Source organism: Streptomyces sp. NPDC004126 (assembly GCF_050275515.1).
In the GTDB taxonomy this organism is placed as follows: Bacteria; Actinomycetota; Actinomycetes; order Streptomycetales; family Streptomycetaceae; genus Streptomyces.
On sequence record NZ_JBNNPF010000018.1, the window covers coordinates 80,025 to 102,257 of the forward strand.

At 72.9% G+C, this 22,233-nt stretch carries 14 protein-coding genes and 1 pseudogene; 8 read left to right on the forward strand and 7 right to left on the reverse strand.

Annotation, left to right across the window (positions count from 1 at the left end; genetic code table 11):
* Window positions 1-34: 34 nt before the first annotated feature.
* On the reverse strand, window positions 35-3,268 hold the full coding sequence (locus ACQKM2_RS18955) for a tetratricopeptide repeat protein (RefSeq protein WP_427711057.1): 3,234 nt from the start codon (window positions 3,266-3,268) through the stop codon (window positions 35-37).
* Between the two features lie 165 nt (window positions 3,269-3,433).
* On the opposite strand from ACQKM2_RS18955, the gene ACQKM2_RS18960 reads away from it, so the two are divergent.
* Window positions 3,434-4,222 (forward strand): DUF4344 domain-containing metallopeptidase, encoded by a 789-nt coding sequence (locus tag ACQKM2_RS18960; protein ID WP_427711059.1) that lies wholly within the window; start codon window positions 3,434-3,436, stop codon window positions 4,220-4,222.
* On the opposite strand, the gene ACQKM2_RS18965 is transcribed toward ACQKM2_RS18960, so the two are convergent.
* On the reverse strand, window positions 4,188-5,135 hold the full coding sequence (locus ACQKM2_RS18965; RefSeq protein ID WP_427711061.1) for a hypothetical protein: 948 nt from the start codon (window positions 5,133-5,135) through the stop codon (window positions 4,188-4,190). The two genes, ACQKM2_RS18960 and ACQKM2_RS18965, sit on opposite strands and share 35 nt — an antisense overlap.
* Before the next feature lie 52 nt (window positions 5,136-5,187).
* On the reverse strand, window positions 5,188-6,666 hold the full coding sequence (locus ACQKM2_RS18970) for an APC family permease (protein WP_427711063.1): 1,479 nt from the start codon (window positions 6,664-6,666) through the stop codon (window positions 5,188-5,190).
* A 197-nt stretch (window positions 6,667-6,863) separates the two neighbouring features.
* On the opposite strand from ACQKM2_RS18970, the gene ACQKM2_RS18975 reads away from it, so the two are divergent.
* The 6 genes and pseudogenes from ACQKM2_RS18975 (at window position 6,864) to ACQKM2_RS19000 (ending at window position 16,705) form a co-directional block, all read left to right on the forward strand.
* On the forward strand, window positions 6,864-8,918 hold the full coding sequence (locus tag ACQKM2_RS18975) for a thioredoxin domain-containing protein (protein WP_427711065.1): 2,055 nt from the start codon (window positions 6,864-6,866) through the stop codon (window positions 8,916-8,918).
* Between the two features lie 238 nt (window positions 8,919-9,156).
* On the forward strand, window positions 9,157-10,470 hold the full coding sequence (locus ACQKM2_RS18980) for a glycosyltransferase (RefSeq protein WP_427711067.1): 1,314 nt from the start codon (window positions 9,157-9,159) through the stop codon (window positions 10,468-10,470).
* Window positions 10,467-12,197 (forward strand): ArnT family glycosyltransferase, encoded by a 1,731-nt coding sequence (locus ACQKM2_RS18985; protein WP_427711068.1) that lies wholly within the window; start codon window positions 10,467-10,469, stop codon window positions 12,195-12,197. The genes ACQKM2_RS18980 and ACQKM2_RS18985 overlap by 4 nt, the downstream gene beginning before the upstream one ends.
* Before the next feature lie 87 nt (window positions 12,198-12,284).
* Window positions 12,285-12,746: pseudogene (locus tag ACQKM2_RS18990) on the forward strand (GtrA family protein); the annotation flags it as partial.
* Between the two features lie 21 nt (window positions 12,747-12,767).
* A complete protein-coding gene (locus ACQKM2_RS18995; protein ID WP_427711070.1) occupies window positions 12,768-15,200 on the forward strand; it encodes a galactose oxidase-like domain-containing protein in 2,433 nt (810 codons plus the stop codon).
* Between the two features lie 125 nt (window positions 15,201-15,325).
* The gene (locus ACQKM2_RS19000) at window positions 15,326-16,705 is read left to right on the forward strand and encodes a virginiamycin B lyase family protein (RefSeq protein ID WP_427711071.1); all 1,380 of its coding nucleotides are present in this window, start codon (window positions 15,326-15,328) and stop codon (window positions 16,703-16,705) included.
* 23 nt (window positions 16,706-16,728) lie between these two features.
* Here ACQKM2_RS19000 and trhA read toward each other — a convergent pair whose 3' ends face one another.
* Entirely contained in the window at window positions 16,729-17,430 is a 702-nt protein-coding gene (trhA, locus tag ACQKM2_RS19005) for a PAQR family membrane homeostasis protein TrhA (RefSeq protein WP_427711073.1), read from the reverse strand.
* Window positions 17,431-17,650: 220 nt separating this feature from the next.
* Here trhA and ACQKM2_RS19010 point away from each other — a divergent pair, with 220 nt between their 5' ends.
* Window positions 17,651-19,483: a phosphoenolpyruvate carboxykinase (GTP) gene (locus ACQKM2_RS19010; protein WP_427711075.1), complete on the forward strand. Its 1,833-nt coding sequence runs from the start codon at window positions 17,651-17,653 to the stop codon at window positions 19,481-19,483.
* A gap of 148 nt (window positions 19,484-19,631) precedes the next feature.
* On the opposite strand, the gene ACQKM2_RS19015 is transcribed toward ACQKM2_RS19010, so the two are convergent.
* Genes ACQKM2_RS19015 through ACQKM2_RS19025 form a run of 3 tightly spaced genes read right to left on the reverse strand, consistent with a single transcriptional unit; the run spans window position 19,632 to window position 22,206 of the window.
* The gene (locus ACQKM2_RS19015; RefSeq protein ID WP_427711076.1) at window positions 19,632-20,399 is read right to left on the reverse strand and encodes a 4'-phosphopantetheinyl transferase family protein; all 768 of its coding nucleotides are present in this window, start codon (window positions 20,397-20,399) and stop codon (window positions 19,632-19,634) included.
* Window positions 20,396-20,623 (reverse strand): acyl-CoA carboxylase epsilon subunit, encoded by a 228-nt coding sequence (locus ACQKM2_RS19020; protein ID WP_427711078.1) that lies wholly within the window; start codon window positions 20,621-20,623, stop codon window positions 20,396-20,398. The genes ACQKM2_RS19015 and ACQKM2_RS19020 overlap by 4 nt, the downstream gene beginning before the upstream one ends.
* Window positions 20,620-22,206, reverse strand: a complete 1,587-nt coding sequence (locus tag ACQKM2_RS19025) for an acyl-CoA carboxylase subunit beta (protein WP_427711080.1) — start codon at window positions 22,204-22,206, stop codon at window positions 20,620-20,622. The genes ACQKM2_RS19020 and ACQKM2_RS19025 overlap by 4 nt, the downstream gene beginning before the upstream one ends.
* Between the last annotated feature and the right edge of the window lie 27 nt (window positions 22,207-22,233).

The window sequence follows — 22,233 nt, forward strand, 5'->3', positions numbered from 1 at the left end:
ACCCCCGGGCGGGACGGCGCTCCCGCGCGCGCCGCTACGCCGCGCCGCGCATCGGTACGCCCATCACCTCCCGCGCCCGCAGGTTCGGGACCAGGCCCAGCCGCCACGCCTGCCAGCCCTCCGCCGGGTCCACCCCGCGCGCCAGCACCACCCCGTACGTCTCCAGGCAGTCCTCCAGCCGGCCGTCCCGCAGCGGATGCGGAGCCGCCGCCAGCCGGGCCAGCTCCGCCCGCGCCTCCTCCAGCGCCGAATCGCCCGCGCCCGCGTACGGCAGCATCGTGCAGCGCAGGAACCGCGCCCAGTCCTCCCCGCGCCGGTCCCCGTACGACACGAACAGCCGCACCGCGTCCTCGCACAGCCCGACCGCCTGCGGCACCCGCCCGTTCCCCGCGTCGACCACCGCCAGCTCCACGCAGGTCCACCCCTCACCGTGCGCCAGCCCGATCCGCCGGAAGTCCGCCCGCGCGTCCACCAGCAGCTGCCGCGCGAATCCGGAGTTGCGCAGGTTCCCCGTCTGCGCCGCCCGCTGGTCCCGCGTCACCCGCCCCGAGTGGTAGCGGGCGTGCGCCAGCCCGTACACGTCCCGCATCCGCGAGAACATCGTCCGGGCCCGCTCCAGCTCCCGCACCGCCCGGTCCCGCTCGCCGTCCTCCTCCAGCGCCTGCCCCAGGTAGTACAGCGTCCAGGCCTCGCCCCGCGCGTCCTCCGCCAGCCGGTGCCGCGCCAGCGCGTCCCGCAGCCGTTCCAGCGCCGCCTCCGGATCACCGTCCACCACCCGGGCCCGCCCCAGCTGCGTCAGCGCCCACGCCTCGCCCCGGTCGTCCCGCGTCCGCCCGTACAGGCCCAGCGCCAGCCGCAGCTCCTCCTCCGCCCGCGCCACCTGACCCGTCCGCAGGTACACCTGCCCCAGCTGGAAGTGCGCCCACGCCTCACCGTGCACGCTCTCGCTCTCCCGGTGCAGCTCCAGCGACCGCTCCAGCAGCGCCACCGCCTCACCGAGCCGCCCCCGGTCCCGCTCCACCGCACCCAGCGCGTGCAGCGCCCACGCCCGGTCGCCCGCCAGCTCCTCCGGCTCCTGCAGCACCAGCGCCTCCCGGATCCGGGCCGCCGCCTCCGGCAGGTTGCCCTGGTGGTGCAGCGTGATCCCCAGCGACACCAGCGCCATCCCCGCGCCCGCCTCCTGCCGCGCCTCCCGGTACTGGTCCACCAGCGACGTCAGCGTCGTGCGCGACTTGTCCAGCTCGCCCAGCTGCCGGGCCGCGATGCCCGTGCGCCACTGCACCGAACGGTTCAGCCGCCCCTGGTCCACCGCCCGCGTCAGCTCGTTGATCTCGCCCAGCCGGTACAGGTCCCCGCGCAGCAGGCAGAAGTCGCACAGCGCCCCCAGCAGGTCCAGCACCGCCTGCTGGTCCACCCCCTCCGCATGCCGCAGCGCCGCCGTGATGAAGCTCGACTCCTCGTCCAGCCAGCGCAGCGCCGCGTCCAGCGAGGCGAAGCCGTGCCCCCCGAAGTGGTTCGCCCGCGTCGACATCTTCCCGTCGACCATCCGGATCACCGAGTCGGCCAGCTGCGCGTAGTCCCGCACCAGGCGCTCCTGCGCGGCCGCCGCCCGCGCCCGGTCCTCGTCCGCCGCCAGCCGCGCCGCCGCGTACGAGCGCACCGCGTCGTGCATCCGGTACCGCTCCCCGCGTACGAGGTCCAGCAGGCCCGCCCGCGCCAGCTCGCCCAGCAGCCGCCCGGCCTCCACCCGGTCCGCGCCCGCCAGCGCCGCCGCCGCGGCCGCCCCCAGCGAGGCCCGCCCCGCCAGCGTCAGGCGCCGCAGCAGCTGCCGCCGCTCCTCCGGCAGCCGTGCGTAGGCCAGCTCCAGGGCGTGCTCCAGCCCCCCGCCCCCGCCGCCGTCCGAGGCCCGCGCCGAGCCCAGCGGGGCCAGCACCCGCAGCGCCAGCGGCAGTCCCGCCCCCAGCTCCAGCAGCCCCTCCAGCGCCGCACCCTCCGGTGCCGCCTCGCCCGCCGCCCGGGCCCCGGCGCGCAGCACCTCCGCCGCCTCCTCCCGCGCGAGGCGGACCACCGGCAGCTGGTGCACCCACGCCCCCAGGTCCGCGGGCAGCTCCAGCGGCTCCCGGGCCGTGACCAGCACCAGGCTCTCCGTCCGCTCCGGCACCAGCGCCCGTACCTGACCCGCGTCCACCGTGTCGTCCAGCACCACCGTCACCGGGAAGCCCTGCAGGTGCTGGTGGTACAGCTCGGTCAGCCGGCGCACCTGCGACTGGGCCGACGCCCCCTCGCGGAACAGCAGCTGCTCGCGCGGCGCCCCCAGCCGGTTCAGCAGGTGCAGCAGCGCCTCCCGCGTCGACAGCGGGGCCTCGCCCGCACCCGTGGCCCCGCCCCGCAGGTCCACCACGCACGCCCCGCGGAACTGGTCCCGCAGCGCGTGCGCCGCCCGCAGCGCCAGCGCCGTACGCCCCACCCCCGGCTCGCCGTGCAGCACGACCACCACCGGCCGGGTCTCCGTACTGGCCCGCGCGGCCGACACCCACTGCGCGATCCGGGTCAGCTCCGCGCGCCGGCCCGTGAACAGCGCGTCCGCGTCCGGGAGCTGCCCGAACGACTGCTCCAGCATGCTGCGCCGGCGCGCCTCCGCGCTGCGGTCGCCCCCGCGCAGCGGCGCCGCACCGCCGCCGCCCGGGCCGACCGCCACCCCGTTCGCGACGCGTCCGCGCACCGGGCCCCGGCCCTGCGAGGAGCCCGCCGCCGCCACCGCCCGCTCCTGCTCCAGGAAGGGGCGGATCCCGCGCACCTCCAGCGCCGTCAGCCACTGCAGCCGCAGCTGCTCCGCGCCGCCCGGCCGGCCGGCCGCCCCGGCCCGCCGGTTCGCCGCGGGCACGTGCAGGGCCGTCACCTTGGCCACCGTCGCCGCCGCCCCCGCGACGCCCACGACGATGCCCGCGCTGAACGCCGTCCCCGCGTCCACCCCGAACGCCAGGTCCGCCCCGACGGCCGCGGCCGCGGCGACCCCCGTCACGAACAGCGAGGCCCCGGTGTTGCCGCGCCGGAAGGCCTCCCCGAGGGACTGCTCCCCGGCGGCCGCCTCGTCCAGCGCCGCCACGTACGCCGCGTACTCCTCGGCGGCGGCCGCCGCGATCCCGTCCAGCGCCTCCCGCCCGCGCGCGAGCAAGGCCTCGGCATCCCCCGCGCCCGCCCGCCGGACCTCCTCCTCGACGGCCCGGGCCAGCACCCGTTCGGCCTCGACACGATGGCTGTCCCGCATCGGCATCCTCCTCGGAGAGCTCCGGAAACGTGCGCCAAGTGTCCTGCGGGACAGTCCGGAGCGCGAGGAATCTGAGCTATTTCAGAGGGAGTTGGGGGTCCGGCGGACATCCGCGTGCATATATGTACGCCCCGGCGCGCCCCGGGCGGTGCCTACCCTGGACCCATGACCCCACGGTGGAAGGTCCCGGCCCTCTGCGCCGCCCTCCTCGCGCTAGCGGTCGCGGTCGTGGTCGCGTTTGCGGTCACGCCCGTGTCCGTGTCCCTGTCCGCCCCCCCGAAGGCGCCGCCGCAGCGCGGATTCACCCTCCGCTACGAGACCCCCGACCCCGCCGACGAGGACCACGCCGCCCTCCTCCACGCCCGCGGACCGGCCGAACGCGCCGTCGAAGCCCTCAACGCCTACATCGACCTTCCGGAGCGCGTCACCGTCCTCGCCCGCTCCTGCTCCGGCGAGGGCGCCGGCTACGACCCGGCCGCCCGCCGCATCGAGCTCTGCTACGACGACCTCGCCGAGGACCGGGAGCTCCTCGGCGACGACGCGGCCGCCGCCGACGTCGCCGCCGAAACCGTCTACCACGAAGCCGGCCACGCCCTCGTCGAGGCCCTCGGCCTGCCCGTGGCCTCCGACCGAGCCGAGGAGGACACCGCCGACGCCTTCGCCGCGTTCATGCTCATCCGCGAAGGCCCGCAGGGCGAACGTGCCCTGCTCGCCGCCGCCGAGGCCTACGGCCTCGCACCACCGCCCGGCCCCGGACCCGACGAACACGCCCCGCCCGCCGAACGCGCCGCCGCCCACCTCTGCCTGCTGTACGGCGCCGCCCCCGAACGCCACCCCGGCCTCGCCGCCCGCACCCGTGGCTGCGCCCCCGACTGGCCCACCGTCCGCGACGCCTGGACCCGCGACCTCAAACCCCTGCTCAGGACCCCAGGACCCGGTCCCGCCAGCGGATGAACGACCCCTCCGCATCCCCCGTGTACGACCACGGCACCCGCGTCGCCCGGTTCTCCAGCAACGCGAACACCGGCCCCGCCTCACCTTCCATCCCCGCCTGCACCAGACCGTGCGCCAGGTGGTTCAGGTCCGCCACGTCCTGCGCGTACACCGCAGTCCGGCCGCCGATCCACTTCTCCAGGGCCTCCCGCAGGTCCCACTGCGCCCGCCCGCCGCTCCAGTGCGTGGCCAGTCCGATCGCCGAACGCCCCTGCTCCGCCTGCGCGTACCGGAACTGCTCCGCCCGCGCCACCTGCGGAAGCACCGCCAGCGGAGAGCCGACCGGGGCGTATACGGCCGTGTCCCACGCGAAGTTGTACGCCTCCCCGTGCGAGCCGTGCCACCGCGCCGACAGGTACCGCAGCGCCTGGTGGTGGCCCTCGCGGTGGAACGGGTCCCGGGCCCGCAGCTCCTTCCACCAGTGCCCCAGGTTCGGGTCGCCGCCCTCGTACAGCCGGGCCAGCGCCACCAGCGACACGTACGGATGCGGGTCCCGCGGAGCCAGCCCCGCCGCCCGCAGGCACAGGTCCGAGGTCCGGTCCAGCGCCCCGCGCGCCGGCAGCGTCCCGCCGCGCGCCACCGCGAACATCCGCATCACCTCGGTCTCCGCGCGCAGCACCGCCGCGTCCGGGTCCGAGGGGTCCGACGCGTGCCACACGTCCACCGTGTGCCGGTCCGCCGCCGCGTCCGCCAGCAGCCGGATGCGGTGCGCACGCCGGTCCCAGTCGTCGCGCGGATGCCCCGCGAGCAGGTCCCGGGCGCCCTCCCAGCGGCCCATCGCCATGTCCTGGCAGCCCTCTTCCAGGGCCCGGTCACCGAACGCCGGATCGTAGTCCGGGGCACCGGACCGCCGACGGCGCAGCCACGCTGACATGCGTACTCCTCGATAGGGGCCTGGGGCCGGGCCGGGCCGGTGCGTGCGTGCGTCAGAAGTCGCTCAGGACGCCGTCCCGCCGGCGCCCCGCATGGGCGGCCGCGTGCAGCTCGCCGCCGACGGCGGGCTGCCCGGGGTCCAGCGGCCGGGGGCTGAAGTACGGCAGGCCGCGCAGCCACGCCGCGAACATCGGCACCAGCCCCAGCGCCAGCGCCCCCAGCCCGACGGCCAGCGCGCTGCCCGTCAGCTCGGGCAGCGACACCACGAAGACCCAGCCCATGAACAGCGCCCCGGCCAGCGGCCACAGCCCGACGAAGAGCAGGTTCCCGGCCGACCGGAACAGCACCTTGCGGTACGCCACCACCGCCGACAGGCCCGCCAGCGCGTAGTAGAAGGCGATGTGCAGCCCGATCCCGCTCACCGCGTCGCGCACGAACTGCGCGCCCGAACCGGCCGTGGCGGCGACCGCCACCATCAGCAGCGCCACGCCCGCCATCCACCCGGTGGCCACGGCCGGCGTGCCCCACTCCCGGTGGATCCGTCCGAACACGGACGGCACGGTGCCGTCGCGGCCCATCGCGAAGAGCGTCCGCGTCGCCTGCAGCAGGGCCGTCTCCAGCGTGGCCACGGTCGACAGCACGACCGCCAGCACCAGCAGCCGCCCGCCCCAGCCGGGCCATACGGCCTCGCCCAGCTCGGACAGGAACCCGTCGGGGTTCCTGCGCACCGCGTCCACGCCGATCAGCCGGACGGTGGCGACGGTGAACAGCGTGAACACCACGAACGACACCACCACCCCGATCAGCCCGCCCAGCCCGAAGCCCCGACGGCCGCCGCGCGTCTCCTCGTTGAGGTTGCTCTCCACGTCCCAGCCCGCGTACATCACCCCGGCGACCAGCGCCCCGGCGACGAATCCGTGCGCGGCGTCGAAGTGCCCGAAGCCGAACCAGGAGAGCGAGAACTGCGTCTTGTGGCCGTCCGTGGCGAGGGCCGCGACCGCGAAGGACAGGAGCAGCGCGAGCTGGGTGCCCGTGATGATCCGCCGTGCGTACGGGCCGATCCGCGCCCCGAGTGCCACCACGCCCGCCATGAGGACGAACAGCCCCGCGCCCACCGCCGTCGTCAGGCCGGCCCGGCCGGCGCTGCCGGCGCCGGCCAGGGCGAGCACGGCACTGCCGGCGGGCCGGGTGGCGGCGACGAGGAACACGGTCGCGGAGACGACGAGGGCCCAGCCGCTCAGGAACCCGAGGAAGGGGTGCAGCGCCCGCGCCACCCACGCGTAACTGGCCCCGGCGTTGACGTCGAGGCGTCCGAGGTGGCGGAAGGCCAGCGCGATCCCGATGGTCGGCAGCGCGCAGTACAGCAGCACGGCCGGGCCGGCGAGGCCGACGGTGGCGACCAGTACGGGGATCGTCGCCGCGAGGGTGTACGCGGGCCCGCACCCCCCGACGGCCATGACGACGGCGTCGAACGTCCCGAACACCCCGGCGCGCAGCTCGCCCCCGCCACCGTTCCCGGCCCTCCTGCCCAACGTGCTTCCCCTTCCGGCCGTGTCACAGGGGGCCGATCTTGCCGACGCCGAAGTGGCCGCACAAGCCCTACTCTTCGGTTTCTTTTGTCGGCGGCCAATCTGAACACGGAAAACGGCGCCCACATCCTGGACAGCTGCGGATTTCGTTGTCTCATGACGATGCCCGACGAGCCCGCCCCGAGGGCTAGATTGGCCCCATGCCGAACCGCCTCGCGAACGAGACCTCGCCGTACCTGCTCCAGCACGCCGACAACCCGGTCGAGTGGTGGCCCTGGTCGCCGGAGGCGTTCGAGGAGGCGCGGCGGCGTGACGTGCCGGTGCTGCTCAGCGTCGGCTACTCCAGCTGCCACTGGTGCCACGTCATGGCCCACGAATCGTTCGAGGACGAGCCGGCCGCCGCCTACATGAACGAGCACTTCGTCAACATCAAGGTCGACCGCGAAGAGCGCCCCGACATCGACGCCGTCTACATGGAGGCCGTGCAGGCGGCGACCGGGCAGGGCGGGTGGCCCATGACCGTGTTCCTCACGCCCGACGCCGAGCCCTTCTACTTCGGGACCTACTTCCCGCCCGAGCCCCGGCACGGGATGCCCTCCTTCACGCAGGTGCTCGAAGGCGTGCGGACCGCCTGGACCGGGCGCCGCGAGGAGGTCGCCGAGGTCGCGCAGCGGATCGTGCGGGATCTCGCCGGGCGGCAGCTGGACTACGGGAAGGCCGGGATGCCGGGGCCCGAGGAGCTGGGGCAGGCGCTGCTCGGGCTGACGCGGGAGTACGACGCCGCGCGGGGCGGTTTCGGCGGGGCGCCGAAGTTCCCGCCGTCCATGGCGCTGGAGTTCCTGCTGCGCCACCACGCCCGGACCGGGTCCGAGGGGGCCCTGCAGATGGCCGCCGACACCTGTGAGGCGATGGCCCGGGGCGGGATCTACGACCAGCTCGGCGGCGGGTTCGCGCGGTACTCCGTGGACCGGGAGTGGGTCGTGCCGCACTTCGAGAAGATGCTGTACGACAACGCGCTGCTGTGCCGGGTGTACGCGCACCTGTGGCGGGCCACCGGTTCGGACCTCGCGCGGCGCGTGGCGCTGGAGACCGCCGACTTCATGGTGCGGGAACTGCGGACGGAGCAGGGCGGCTTCGCCTCCGCGCTCGACGCCGACAGCGAGGAGCCGCTGAGCGGCAGGCACGTCGAGGGCGCGTACTACGCCTGGACGCCCGCGCAGCTGGCCGAGGTGCTGGGGGAGGAGGACGGGGCGCTCGCCGCCGCGTACTTCGGGGTCACCGAGGAGGGGACCTTCGAGCACGGCAAGTCGGTGCTGCAACTGCCGCAGGACGGGCCGGTGGTGGAGGCCGGGAAGGTCGCCTCCATCAGGGAGCGGCTGCTCGCCGCGCGCGGCCGGCGGCCCGCGCCCGGGCGGGACGACAAGGTCGTCGCCGCGTGGAACGGGCTGGCCGTCGCCGCGCTCGCCGAGTGCGGGGCCTTCTTCGAGCGGCCCGACCTGGTCGAGCGGGCCATCGAGGCCGCGGACCTGCTCGTGCGGGTGCACATGGACGGCATGGCCCGGCTGGCGCGGACCAGCAAGGACGGGCGGGTCGGGGCCAACGCCGGGGTGCTGGAGGACTACGGGGACGTCGCCGAGGGGTTCCTCACGCTGGCCTCCGTCACCGGGGAGGGGGTGTGGCTGGAATTCGCCGGGTTCCTCGTGGACCTGGTCATGGCCCGCTTCACCGCCGAGGACGGCTCGCTCTACGACACCGCGCACGACGCCGAGCAGTTGATCCGCAGGCCGCAGGACCCCACCGACACCGCCGCCCCCTCGGGCTGGACGGCGGCCGCCGGCGCGCTCCTCTCGTACGCCGCGCACACCGGTTCGGCGCCGCACCGGGAGGCGGCGGAGCGGGCGCTGGGGGTGGTGCACGCGCTCGGGCCGCGCGCCCCGCGGTTCATCGGGCACGGGCTGGCGGTCGCGGAGGCGCTGGTCGACGGGCCGCGGGAGGTGGCCGTGGTGGGTCATCCGGAGGATCCGGCGACGGCCGCGCTGCACCGGACGGCGTTGCTGGCGACGGCTCCCGGGGCGGTGGTGGCGGTCGGTCTGCCGCGCAAGTCCGACGGCAGCGGAGGGGAGTTCCCACTTCTGGCCGAGCGCACACTCGTCCGCGACCTTCCGACGGCGTATGTGTGCCGTCACTTCGTCTGCGCGCGGCCTACGACAGAACTCGTCTCACTGGCTGAGCAGTTGGGTGTGGTTCATCACTGAATGTGGGAGAGTAGCGTCAATTCCGGTTGCCGCGAGACCACTTGGAAACGTGGTTTTTATTCGAGCGGCTCCTGAGTTTCATTTTCGCTGTCTAGTCTCGTGTCTTCAGGAGTGACGAGACCGCGCACTGGGGGGTGCGCGCATGGGGGTACGGGGGCGGCAGGCCGGGGGGCCGGGAGCCGCCTCCGGGGGGTTTTCGATCGCCGCCTGGGGTTGCGGCTCGGCTGTGGGGGACAGTTTGCTCACCTCTGTCTTTATTGCCGCCATTTCTCTGGCGCTCTTCTGGATGGCCGCGTTCACGCTGTGGTGGCAGATGCACGCCTGGCGGACGCCCGAGACGCTCGCGGCGACCCGCTTCGACAGCCCTGACAGCGGGGGACGGCTGGCCTTCTCGCTGCTGCTGCCGGCCCGCCACGAGCAGGCCGTGCTGGAGCACACCATCGACCGGCTGCTCGAATCGAGCCACACCGACTACGAGATCATCGTCATCGTCGGCCACGACGACCCCGAGACGGCCGCCGTCGCCGAGCGCGCCGCCGTACGCGCGCCCGAGCGCGTACGGGTCGTCGTCGACCACAACGAGACCAAGAACAAGCCGAAGGCCCTCAACACCGCCCTGCCGCACTGCCGGGGCGACATCGTCGGGGTCTTCGACGCCGAGGACCAGGTCCACCCCGAGCTGCTCACCCACGTCGACCACGCCTTCCGCTCCACCGGCGCGGACGTGGTCCAGGGCGGGGTGCAGCTGATCAACTTCCACTCCAGCTGGTACAGCCTGCGCAACTGCCTGGAGTACTTCTTCTGGTTCCGCTCCCGCCTCCACCTGCACGCCGAGAAGGGCTTCATCCCGCTGGGCGGCAACACCGTCTTCGTGCGCACCGCGGTGCTGCGCGAGGCGGGCGGCTGGGACCAGAACTGCCTCGCCGAGGACTGCGACCTGGGCGTGCGGCTGTCGTCGGTGGGCAAGAAGGTGGTCGTCGCGTACGACTCCGACATGGTCACCCGCGAGGAGACCCCGGGCTCGCTGATGAGCCTGCTCAAGCAGCGCACCCGCTGGAACCAGGGCTTCCTGCAGGTCTACCGGAAGAAGGACTGGCAGCAGCTGCCCGGCCGGGGGCAGCGCTGGCTGGCCCGCTACACGCTGATGACACCGTTCATGCAGGCGGCCACCGGGGTGATCATCCCGGTCAACTGCGCGGTGGCCGTCTTCCTCGACGTGCCCGTGGGCATCGCGATCATCACCTTCCTCCCCATGATCACGGCGATGGTGACGTTCGTCTTCGAGATCGTCGGCCTGCACGACTTCGGCCGCCAGTACGGCCTGCGCGTGCGGTTCACGCACTACCTCAAGCTCATCGTGGGCGGCCCCTTCTACCAGGTGCTGCTGGCGGGCGCCGCGATCCGCGCGGTCTGGCGCGAGCAGCGCGGCCGCAACGAGTGGGAGCTGACCAGCCACACCGGCGCGCACCTGACCTCCGCCACGTCGAGTGCCTCCGCCTCCGTCTCCGCCTCCGTCTCCGCCACTTCGATCCGAGAGGACAGCCTCCGGTGACCGCCACCCTGCCCACGGCCACTGATCCCCAGCCGGCTGATCCCGCCGACACCGCCCAGCTGCTGCCCGTACGCCGTCCGCCCGGCTCCGGCGGGTCCGGCGGCGCCGGTGCCGCGGGCCCCGGGGGCCGGGGCGGCGGCGGCCTCGGGGTGCGCCCGGCCGCGTTCGCGCGCCCGATGGTGCGGTTCCGGTCCTCCCGGCCGGACCTGCTGCTGTGCGGGGTGATCCTGCTGGCGATCGTCCTCGTACAGGGCTGGAACATCACCAACTTCCCGACCCTGAGCGACGACGAGGGCACGTACCTCGCCCAGGCGTGGGCCGTCCAGCAGGGCGACGGGCTGGCCCACTACACGTACTGGTACGACCACCCGCCGCTGGGCTGGATACAGATCGCGGGCCTGACGTACCTGCCCGCCCTCTTCGTGCCCGACTGGATGACGGTCGCGCCGATGCGCTTCTCCATGCTGGCCGTCTCCGCCGCGAGCTCGGTGCTGATGTACGTGCTGGCGCGCCGGCTGTGGCTGCCGCGCTGGGCGGCGGGGCTGGCGATGGGGCTGTTCGGGCTGTCGCCGCTGTCGGTGGTCCTCCAGCGGGAGATCTTCCTCGACAACCTCGCCGTGATGTGGATGCTGCTGGCGTTCTGCCTCGCCGCGTCCCCCAGCCGGCACCTGTGGCACCACTTCGGCTCGGGACTGGCGGCCGCCACCGCCGTCCTGACCAAGGAGACGATGCTGGTGGTGCTCCCGGCGCTGCTGGTGACGATGTGGCGCCACAGCCACCGCGACACCCGCAAGTTCGCCGTGACCGGGGCGATAACCGCCTGCGCGCTGATAGGGCTGTCGTACCCGCTGTTCGCCCTGCTCAACAACGAGCTCCTGCCCGGCGCCGGGCACGTCTCCCTGATCGACGGCATCACCTACCAGATGAGCCGTCCCGGCTCCGGCTTCATCCTCGAACCCGGCACCGGTTCGAACGGGGTGTTCCGCTCCTGGCTCTACTACGACTCCGTCCTGCCGCTCGGCGGGCTGGCCGGTGCCGTGCTGCTGCTGGTCACCCACCGCTGGTCGGTGACCGCCCGCGCGCTGGCCGGGCCCGCCCTGGCGGTGGTGATCCTGGCCGTGGTCGCGATGCGGCCCTCCGGCTACCTGCCGGCGATGTACGTGATCCAGGCGCTGCCGTTCCTGGCGCTGGTCCTCGCCGGGGGCGCGGCCAGCATCACGCACGCCGTGCTGCGCCGCCGGCGTGCGCCGGGGGAGCGCCGGGGCGTGGTGTACGCGCGGCGGGCGCTGGTCGGCGTGCTCGCCGTGGCGGCGGCCGCGTTCGTGCTGCCGCGCTGGTACGAGGGGAACCGGACCGCCCTCACCGTCGACGCCAACGCCCCCTACCGGCAGGCGGCGGCCTGGCTCGGCCGTGAGGTGGCCGACCCGGCGAACACCCGCGTCCTCGTGGACGACGCGCTCTGGCTCGACGCCGTTCACCACGGTTTCGCACCCGGGGACGGGGCGATCTGGTTCTACAAGGCGGACCTCGACCCGGCCGTCACCAAGACCCTGCCGCGCGGGTGGCGGGACATCGACTACGTGGTCTCCTCGCCCACCGTGCGTCGCGACGCGGCGGACCTGCCCAACGTGAAGGCTGCTCTGGAGCATTCGACCGCGGTCGCCGTCTTCGGTACGGGCGAGGACCGTATCGAGATCCGCCGGACCGACCGCGAGAGTGGGAGCTGAACCACGATGAGCGAGAACCTGGGGCCCCCGCACGCCCTGGATGATCCGGAAGTCGACGCTCCGCCGCCGAGCGCCGGCGGCCGCGGCCGGGAGGCGCCGCGCTTCCTGGCGCGGCCGGCGGCCCTGCTCTCCGCGAGCCCCCTCGTGCGGATGATCGGCTTCGGGCTGGTCGGGGCCTCCGGCTTCGTGCCGAACCTGGCGGCGCTCTGGCTGCTGACCCACGCCGGGATGCAGTACCTCGTCGCCGGAGTGCTCGCCAACCAGGCCGGGGTGCTGTGGAACTTCCTCTTCATCGAGACGCTGGTCTTCCGCGACCGGCGCCGCCACCGCCACTGGGCGGACCGCCTCGGCCGCTTCGCCGTCATCGCCAACGCCGACCTGCTGCTGCGCGTCCCGCTCATCGCGCTGTTCGTGGACCGCTTCGGCCTGGAGGTGCTGCCCGCGACCGCGCTGGCGCTGGTCATCACCTTCGTCCTGCGTTTCGCCGCCACCGAGGCACTCGTCTACCTGCCGCGCGGGCCACGTGCGGCGCGCACCACCAGGAGTTGAGCCGTACCGAAAGGACCACGTATGCGTAGGAAGATCCGACGGGGGGCGGGGCGCCGGGCCGTCCTGGTCGCCGTCGGCGCGATGACCGCCAGCCTGCTCCTGACCGCACCCCAGCAGGCCACGGCCGGAGCGCCGAACCTGCTGACCAACCCCGGCTTCGAGACCGCCGGCCCGGCCGGCTCCGACATGCCCGCCTGCTGGTCGAAATCGGGCTGGGGCGACAACGACTTCACCTTCGCCACCGTCGCCGACGCCCACAGCGGCACCAAGGCCATGAAGGTCACGGTGACCCGCCGGGTCAGCGGCGACCGCAAGGCCCTGGTCACCGAGAACGCCGCCTGCGCCCCGACGGTGGTGCCGGGGAAGCAGTACGACCTGTCCGCCTGGTACAAGTCGGACACCCCGGACGTGTCGGTGACGGTGTTCCGCCACGACACCACCGCGGGCTGGCAGTACTGGACCGACCTGCAGAACCCGCCGGTCAGCGCCGCGTGGGCGCGTACGGAGGTCCGTACGCCCGCCGTACCGCCGAACACCGACAAGATCGCGTGGGGTCTGTCCGTCTACGGCGTGGGCACCCTCACCACCGACGACTACGCGCTGGAAGAGGTGGGCGCCGTCCCGCCCCAGCCCGCCTGCACGGGCACGGCCGAGCAGTGCGCCAAGGGCAAGTGGGAGGTGATGGGCACCCAGAACCCGGTGCGCTCGATGCACGCCGTGGTCCTCAAGAACGGCAAGGTGCTGCTGATCGCCGGCTCCGGCAACGACATCTCCCAGTTCAACGCGGGCACCTTCACCTCCGCCGTCTACGACCCGGTGGCGGGCACCGCCAAGACGATCCCGACGCCGGTGGACATGTTCTGCTCGGGGCACGTGCAGCTGGCCGACGGCCGGGTGCTGGTGATGAGCGGCAACAAGGGCTATCCGTCCGCCGACGGCAAGATCGGCTACCAGGGGCTGAAGGACAGCTACGTCTTCGACCCGGCGACGGAGACGTACACGAAGACCAACGACATGAACGGCGGGCACTGGTACCCGTCCGCCACCATCCTCGGCAACGGTGACGTGATCTCCTTCGGCGGGCTGAAGGAGGACTCCACGGGCAACGTCACGGCGGAGAAGTTCTCGGCGGCGCAGAACAAGTGGCTGCCGATGAACGAGGTCAACCAGACCTGGTCGTACTGGGGCCTGTACCCGTCGATGATCCTCATGCAGGACGGCCGGCTCTTCTACTCCGGCAGCCACACCTTCGGCAACGGCACGCCCGGTTCGGGCGCCTCGGTCTACGACTACGACGCCAACACCATCACCGACGTGCCCGGCCTGCGGAAGAAGGACGAGCGGGACGAGTCGGCGAGCGTCCTGCTGCCCCCGGCCCAGGACCAGCGGGTGCTGACCGTCGGCGGCGGCAACAACGAGAGCAACCCGGCGGCCAACCGGCTCACCGACATCATCGACCTGAAGAAGCCGAGCCCCGCCTACACGGCGGGCCCCGACCTCCCGCAGGGCCTCGTCGACACGGGCACGGGCAAGCGTCCGCAGACCGGCGCCGAGGGCAAGATGTACGTCTCCGCGGTGCTGCTGCCCGACGGCAAGGTGCTGGAGACCGGCGGCGGCCTCCACGACCGGGCCGACCCGGTCTTCGAGGCCTCGTTCTTCGACCCGGCCAGCAACACCTACCAGGCGGGCCTGGCCACCGACCCGATCCCGCGCACCTACCACTCGGGGTCGTTCCTGCTGCCCGACGGCCGCGTCATGTCCGTCGGCGACAACCCGGGCAACGGCACGTACAACCACGCGGTGTCGATCTACACGCCGCCGTACCTGTTCAAGGGGCCGCGCCCGAAGCTCACCTCGGTGATCGACACGGAGTGGGTGTACGGGGACACGCAGCGGATCACGGTCGACCGGCCGATCGCCAAGGCCGAACTGATCCGCCCGGCGGCGGTCACCCACTCCTCGGACCCCAACCAGCGGTTCGTGGACCTGCCGATGACGGTGATCGACAACAAGACGATCGACCTCAACGTGACGAGCAACCCCAACCTGGCCCCGCCCGGCTGGTACATGCTCTTCGGGGTCGACGCGAACGGCGTCCCGTCGGTCGCGACCTGGGTCCACCTGGGCGGGGCCCCCGCGCTGGCGGCGGCGGCCAAGGCCGACGGCAAGCAGCTGCCCGCACCGCACGAGCACTCCTTCGCCGACAAGCTCGCCCCGCCCAAGGCCAACCCCGGGCAGCGGGACTCGGCCCCGGTCGCGCCCACCGTGGCCGGCTGCGACCGGCACTACGGGACGGCGAGCGTCTGCGTACCGGGCGCCTTCCCGGCGGAGGTGAAGAAGACGACCAAGGCCCGCTGCGAGTGGCTGGCCGCGCACCAGTTCCCGAAGCGGATGAAGGTCAACGGCAGCGACCCCCTGCGGCTCGACCAGGACGGGGACGGCTACACCTGCTGAGGGGCCCGCGCCCCAAGTGCACCCGTTTGACGGCCCGTCGCCCCCCGTGGGAGGCGGGCCGTCCTCCTACGCTGAGCGCTGGCCTCTTCCGGTCCGTCCCGTTCTGGTGGAAAGGTTCCGCGCCCATGCCCGAGACCGCCCCGTCCGCAGCGCACCGTCCCTGGCCCGCCTTGCTGCTGGCCTGCGCCCTGCTCGGTCCGCCGGTGCTCGCGGGACAGGCACGGGCCGCGGACGGCGTCGGCAGCATCAAGGAGTTCACGCCCCCCACGGCGGGCAGCGGGCCGGTCGGGATCACCTCCGGGCCCGACGGCAACGTGTGGTTCACCGAGAACGCGACCGACCGGATCGGGCGGATCACCCCGGACGGGAAGATCAAGGAGTTCCGCGTGCCCACCGCCGGCAGCCTGCCGGACGACATCACCTCGGCGGCCGACGGCAACCTGTGGTTCACGGCACCCTCCGGCAAGCGGATCGGGCGTATCACGACCTCCGGCAGGATCACCGAGTTCCCGCTGTCGAGGGCCGGCACCTACCCGGTGGGCATCACCGGGGGGCCGGACGGCAACGTGTGGTTCGCCGACTCCGGGGTCGCGCGCATCGGGCGGGTCACCCCGTCCGGCAAGGTCACCGACTTCCCGCTGCCCGCGACGGAGAGCGCCCCGTACCGGATCACCAACGGACCGGACGGGAACCTGTGGTTCACCGAGCCCGCCACCAACCGGGTCGGGAAGATCACCCCGTCCGGGAAGGTCACCGGGTACCCGCTGCCGAACCCGGAGGGCGCCCCCTTCAACATCTCCGCCGGGCCGGACGGGAACCTCTGGTTCACCGACCCGAACTCCAACGCCGTCGGGCGGATCACCCCGCACGGCAAGGTGAGGATGTTCCCGCTGCCCACGGTCAACAGCGGACCGGTGGGCATCGCGGCGGGCCCGGACGGGAACCTCTGGTTCGGCGAGTCCAACATCAACCGGATCGGGCGGATCACCCCGTCCGGCAAGGTCACCGAATTCCCCGTGCCGACGCCCGACGTGGACAACACTCCGTTCCACATCGCCGCCGGCCCCGACGGGAACATGTGGTTCACGGAGCTGATCGGCAACCGGATCGGGCGGGTCGAGCTCGGGGGCCGGGCCGCCGACCTGGCCGTGCGGCTGGCGGCTCCGGGCAAGGCCCGCGCGGGCGACGCGTACACCTACACGGTGACGGTGACCAACCACGGCCGCTCCGCCGCGGCCCGCACGGTCGTACGGCTGGCCAAGCCGCGCGGCGCGTACACGGTGTCGGCCGCCCCGCAGGCCAAGCGGCCCACCGCCGACGAGCTGACCTGGGACGTGGGCACGCTCGCGGCCGGGAAGCAGCGGACCTTCCGCGTCACGGTGCGGCCGGGGAACAAGAGCAAGGGCACGTTCGACGCCGCGGTCCGGGTGACCTCGGCCACCTTCGACCCGGTCACCGCGAACAACAGGGCGGCCGTCCGGACCGACGTGGCCGGCCGCCGCTGAGGGGCGGCCCGGCCGTGTGAGGCCTACGCGTGCCGGTACGCGGCCAGCGAGATGCCGACGTAGTGGGCCACGAAGGCCGCCAGCGTCAGGGAGTGGAAGACCTCGTGGAAGCCGAAGACGCGGGGGGAGGGGTTGGGGCGCTTCATCCCGTAGATGACCCCGCCCACGCTGTACAGCAGACCGCCGACGATCACCAGGACGAGGACGGCGATACCGCCGGTCCGCATGAAGTCGGGCAGGAAGAACACCGCCGCCCACCCCATCGCGATGTAGCAGGGGGTGTACAGCCAGCGCGGGGCGCCGACCCAGAAGACGCGGAAGGCGATGCCGGCCGCGGCCGCGATCCACACCGCCCACAGCAGGGGCCTGCCGGTGGAGTCGGGCAGCAGCAGGACCGCGAGCGGGGTGTAGGTGCCCGCGATGATCAGGAAGATGTTCGCGTGGTCGAGCCGCCGTAGGACGGCCTCGCCGCGCGGCCCCCACGTACCGCGGTGGTAGACGGCGCTGACGCCGAAGAGCAGGCAGGCGGTGAGGACGTACACCCCGCAGGCGACGCGCGCCCTCGTCGAGTCGGTGAAGGCCATCAGCACCAGGCCGGCGATCACCACGGCGGGGAACATCCCGGTGTGCAGCCAGCCGCGCATCAGCGGCTTGGCCTCCGGACCTGCCGTGACGGGCGGTGCGCCCGGTACGGCGCTCGGCACGGCGGCGGCGTCTGAAGTCATGGTCCACATGCTACCTACGGGTCCGTAGGTTTCTGTTAGTCCTCTTTACGGAAGATTGACGGACGTGGCGATGCTCACGTGAGAGGCCCCCTGGACATATGCGCACATCCACCGGATGATCAGATGAGTGCGGTCGGCACCGGATGAGCGGAGCGCGAAGCGTCCGGGTCGCAGCCCCCACGGGGCATACACCAAACAAACCCCTCAACAAGGAGCAATCGTGGCGCGCGAGAACGCGGCTCCCACTTCCGTCCCGACGACCCACCGGGAGCTCGTCTCCTGGGTGGAGGAGATCGCAGCCCTGACCCAGCCGGACCGCATCGTCTGGTGCGACGGCTCCGAGGCCGAGTACGAGCGCCTGTGCGAGGAGCTCGTCGCCAAGGGCACGTTCAAGAAGCTCGACGAGACCAAGCGCCCGAACTCGTACTACGCAGCCTCCGACCCCTCCGACGTCGCGCGCGTCGAGGACCGCACCTTCATCTGCTCCGAGAAGGAGGAGGACGCGGGCCCGACCAACCACTGGAAGGCTCCTTCCGAGATGAAGGAGATCTTCGCGGGAGAGCAGGGCATCTTCCGCGGCTCCATGAAGGGCCGGACGATGTACGTCGTCCCGTTCTGCATGGGCCCCCTCGGCTCCGACCTCTCCGCGATCGGCGTCGAGATCACCGACTCCGCCTACGTCGCGGTCGCCATGCGCACCATGACCCGCATGGGCAAGGCCGTCCTCGACGAGCTCGGCTCCGACGGGTTCTTCGTCAAGGCCGTCCACACCCTCGGCGCTCCGCTCGCCGAGGGCCAGGACGACGTGCCGTGGCCCTGCAACACCACCAAGTACATCTCGCACTTCCCCGAGACCCGCGAGATCTGGTCCTTCGGCTCCGGCTACGGCGGCAACGCCCTGCTCGGCAAGAAGTGCTACGCGCTGCGCATCGCCTCCGTCATGGCCCGCGACGAGGGCTGGCTCGCCGAGCACATGCTCATCCTCAAGCTGACCCCGCCGGCCGGCGAGGGCGAGGCCAAGTACGTCGCCGCGGCCTTCCCGTCCGCCTGCGGCAAGACCAACCTCGCCATGCTGGAGCCCACCATCCCCGGCTGGACGGTGGAGACCATCGGCGACGACATCGCCTGGATGCGCTTCGGCGAGGACGGCCGCCTCTACGCGATCAACCCCGAGGCCGGCTTCTTCGGCGTCGCCCCCGGCACCGGCGCGCACACCAACGCCAACGCCATGAAGACGATGTACGCCAACACCGTCTTCACCAACGTCGCGCTCACCCCCGACGGCGGCGACGTGTGGTGGGAGGGCATGACCGAGGAGGCGCCCGCGCACCTCGTCGACTGGAAGGGCAACGCCTGGACCCCGGAGTCGGGGACCCCTGCCGCCCACCCCAACGCCCGCTTCGCCGTCCCGGCCGCCCAGTGCCCGACGATCGCCCCCGAGTGGGAGGACCCCAAGGGCGTCCCGGTCTCCGCGATCCTCTTCGGCGGCCGCCGCGCCTCCGCCGTCCCGCTGGTCACCGAGTCCTTCGACTGGAACCACGGCGTCTTCATCGGCTCGAACATCGCCTCCGAGAAGACCGCCGCCGCCGAGGGCAAGGTCGGCGAGCTGCGCCGCGACCCGTTCGCGATGCTGCCGTTCTGCGGCTACAACATGGGCGACTACATGGCCCACTGGGTCAAGGTCGCCGCCGACAAGGACCAGACCAAGCTCCCGAAGATCTACTACGTGAACTGGTTCCGCAAGAACGACGCGGGCAAGTTCGTGTGGCCGGGCTTCGGCGAGAACAGCCGCGTCCTGAAGTGGATCGTCGGCCGCCTCGACGGCACCGCCGAGGGCGTCGAGACCGCGATCGGCGTCCTGCCGACCAAGGCCTCGCTCGACCTCGACGGCCTCGACATCGCCGACGAGGACCTCGACTTCCTCCTCACGGTCGACAAGGAGGTCTGGCGCGAGGAGGCCGCCCTGGTCCCCGAGCACCTGAACACCTACGGCGACCACACCCCCAAGGAGCTGTGGGAGCAGTACCACGCGCTCGTCGAGCGCCTGGGCTAGTCCCCGGCACCACCCCGAGAACCGAGGCCGGCTGTCCCCCGGCCGAGGGCTGACGCGGGATTCCCCGACCAAGGGTTCCTTGCGGCCTTCCGAACAGGCCGCGTGCGTCTGCTGATGGCGGGCCTCCACCCAAGGTGGAGGCCCGCCGTCATGTGTTCGGCCCGCCGCGGCCGCGGCCCGGGGCGCGCAGCGCCACGGCGGTCATCACCAGCCCGTCCTCGACCAGCCACCGCCCGTGGAAGGCGGTGACGGGGACCCCGTCGACCAGGGGCACCCGGCCCAGCACCCGGGCCTTGAAGGTGCCCGACCACGGATTCACGGCGACCGCGGCCTCGTCGAAGTCCAGGATGACCCCGGTGAGCGGGTACCAGGCCTTGTACACGCTCTCCTTGGCGGCGAAGAGCAGCCGGTCCCAGTGGATGCCCGACTCGCAGGTGCCCAGCCGGGCCAGCTGGCCGCGCTCCTCCGGGATCGTCACCCGCTCGCGCACCATGGTGTGGCGCAGCGGTTCGTTGGGTTCGACGTCGATGCCGATGCCGGCCACCTCCGCCGACCGTGCCACGGCCGCGGCACGGTACCCCTTGCTGTGCGCCATGCTCCCGACGACCCCGGCCGGCCACAGCGGTGCCCCGTGGGCGTCGCGCAGCAGCGGTACCGGTGCCACCCCGAGGTCGGCCATGGCCTCCCGGGCACAGGCCCGGGAGGTGCTGAACTCCCGGCGGCGGCCGGCCGAGGCGCCGGCTATCAGCTCCTCCTCGGAGGCGAACAGCGGTGTGGGCAGGACCGGGTCGCTGAACGCCTCGCAGGTGGCGACCTCCGGGGGCAGTAACGAGCCGACCAGGGTGCCCTGTCGGGATCCGTCCCCGGTGACCGGCCGCGGGATCTCCCTGTTCTGATGTCGTACGCGGGTACTCACAGGTTCGCGCGCCAGGCAGGCAGGCCGCGGCCCGACCAGGAGCCGGCCGAGCCGGGCCCCGACCCGTCGCGGGACCAGGGCGCGGGTGCTGCGCCCGTCCCGGCGTCGGTGTCCGCGTCGCCGCGGGCGGCGCCCAGGGCGAGCAGGACCGCGGTCAGCGCCGCGACCTCGACGGGATCCGGAGCCCCCCGCGTGATCCGGATCTGCGGTTCGGCCCCGCTCACTGGGGCTGGTTCCCGTGCTTGCGGCTGGGCAGGGTGACCTGCTTGCCGCGGAGCATCGCGAGGGCGCCGATCAGCCGGGACCGGGTCTCCGCCGGGTCGATGACGTCGTCGACCAGGCCGCGTTCGGCGGCGTAGTAGGGGTGCATCAGCTCGGTCTTGTACTCCTTGACCAGGCGGACGCGGGCCTCCTCGGGGTCGTCGGCCTCGGCGATCTGGCGCCGGAACACCACGTTGGCCGCGCCCTCGGCGCCCATCACGGCGATCTCGTTGCTCGGCCAGGCCAGGGACACGTCGGTGCCGATGGAACGCGAGTCCATGACGATGTAGGCGCCTCCGTACGCCTTGCGCAGGATCAGCTGGATGCGGGGCACGGTGGCGTTGCAGTACGCGTACAGCAGCTTCGCGCCGTGCCGGATGATGCCGTTGTGCTCCTGGTCCACGCCGGGCAGGAAGCCGGGCACGTCGACCAGGGTCACGAGCGGGATGTTGAAGGCGTCGCAGGTCTGGACGAAGCGGGCCGCCTTCTCGGAGGCGTGGATGTCCAGGACGCCCGCGGTGACGGACGGCTGGTTGGCGACGATGCCGACGACGTGGCCGTCCAGCCGGGCCAGGGCGCAGATGATGTTGGTGCCCCACAGCTCGTGGACCTCGAAGTACTCGCCGTTGTCGACGACTTCCTCGATGACCTTGCGCATGTCGTAGGAGCGGTTGGCGTCGCCCGGCACCAGGTCCAGCAGGGCTTCGGTGCGGCGGTCCGCGGGGTCGTCGGTCTCGGCCGCGGGCGGCAGCTCGCGGTTGTTGGAGGGCAGCATGGAGAGCAGGAAGCGGACGTCGTCCAGGCAGCTCTGCTCGTCGTCGTAGGCGAAGGCGGCCACGCCGGAGGTCGCGGCGTGCGCGTCGGCGCCGCCGAGCGCGTCCTGGGTGATGACCTCGCCGGTGACCGCCTGGACGACGTCGGGGCCGGTGATGAACATCTGGGAGATGCCGCGGACCATGAACACGAAGTCGGTCAGCGCGGGGGAGTAGGCGGCGCCGCCCGCGCAGGGGCCCAGGATCACGCTGATCTGGGGGATGACGCCGGAGTTGCGGACGTTGCGCTGGAAGATCCCGCCGTAGCCGGCGAGCGCGGTGACGCCTTCCTGGATGCGGGCGCCCGCGCCGTCGCACAGGCCCACCACGGGGGCCCCGGCGGCTTCCGCCAGGTCCATGACCTTGTGGATCTTCTCGGCGTGCGCCTCGCCGAGCGCGCCGCCGAAGATGCGGAAGTCGTGGGCGTAGGCGAAGACCGTGCGGCCGTGGACCAGGCCCCAGCCGATCACCACGCCGTCCGTGTGCGGTCTGCGGTTCTCCAGGCCGAAACCGGTCGCCCGGTGCCGGCGCAGGCCCTCCAGTTCGGTGAAGGTTCCCTCGTCGAAGAGGTACTCGATGCGCTCGCGGGCGGTCAGCTTGCCCTTCGCGTGCTGTGCCTCGGTGGCCGCCTCGCTGGGACCCCGCACCACGGAGTCACGCAGCTCGGAGAGTTCGGCGGTGTAAGACCGCAGGTGAGACTGCGTCCACGTCGGACGGTCCTCGGTGATGCTCACGTGGTGTGCCCTTTCTCGGATCGGATG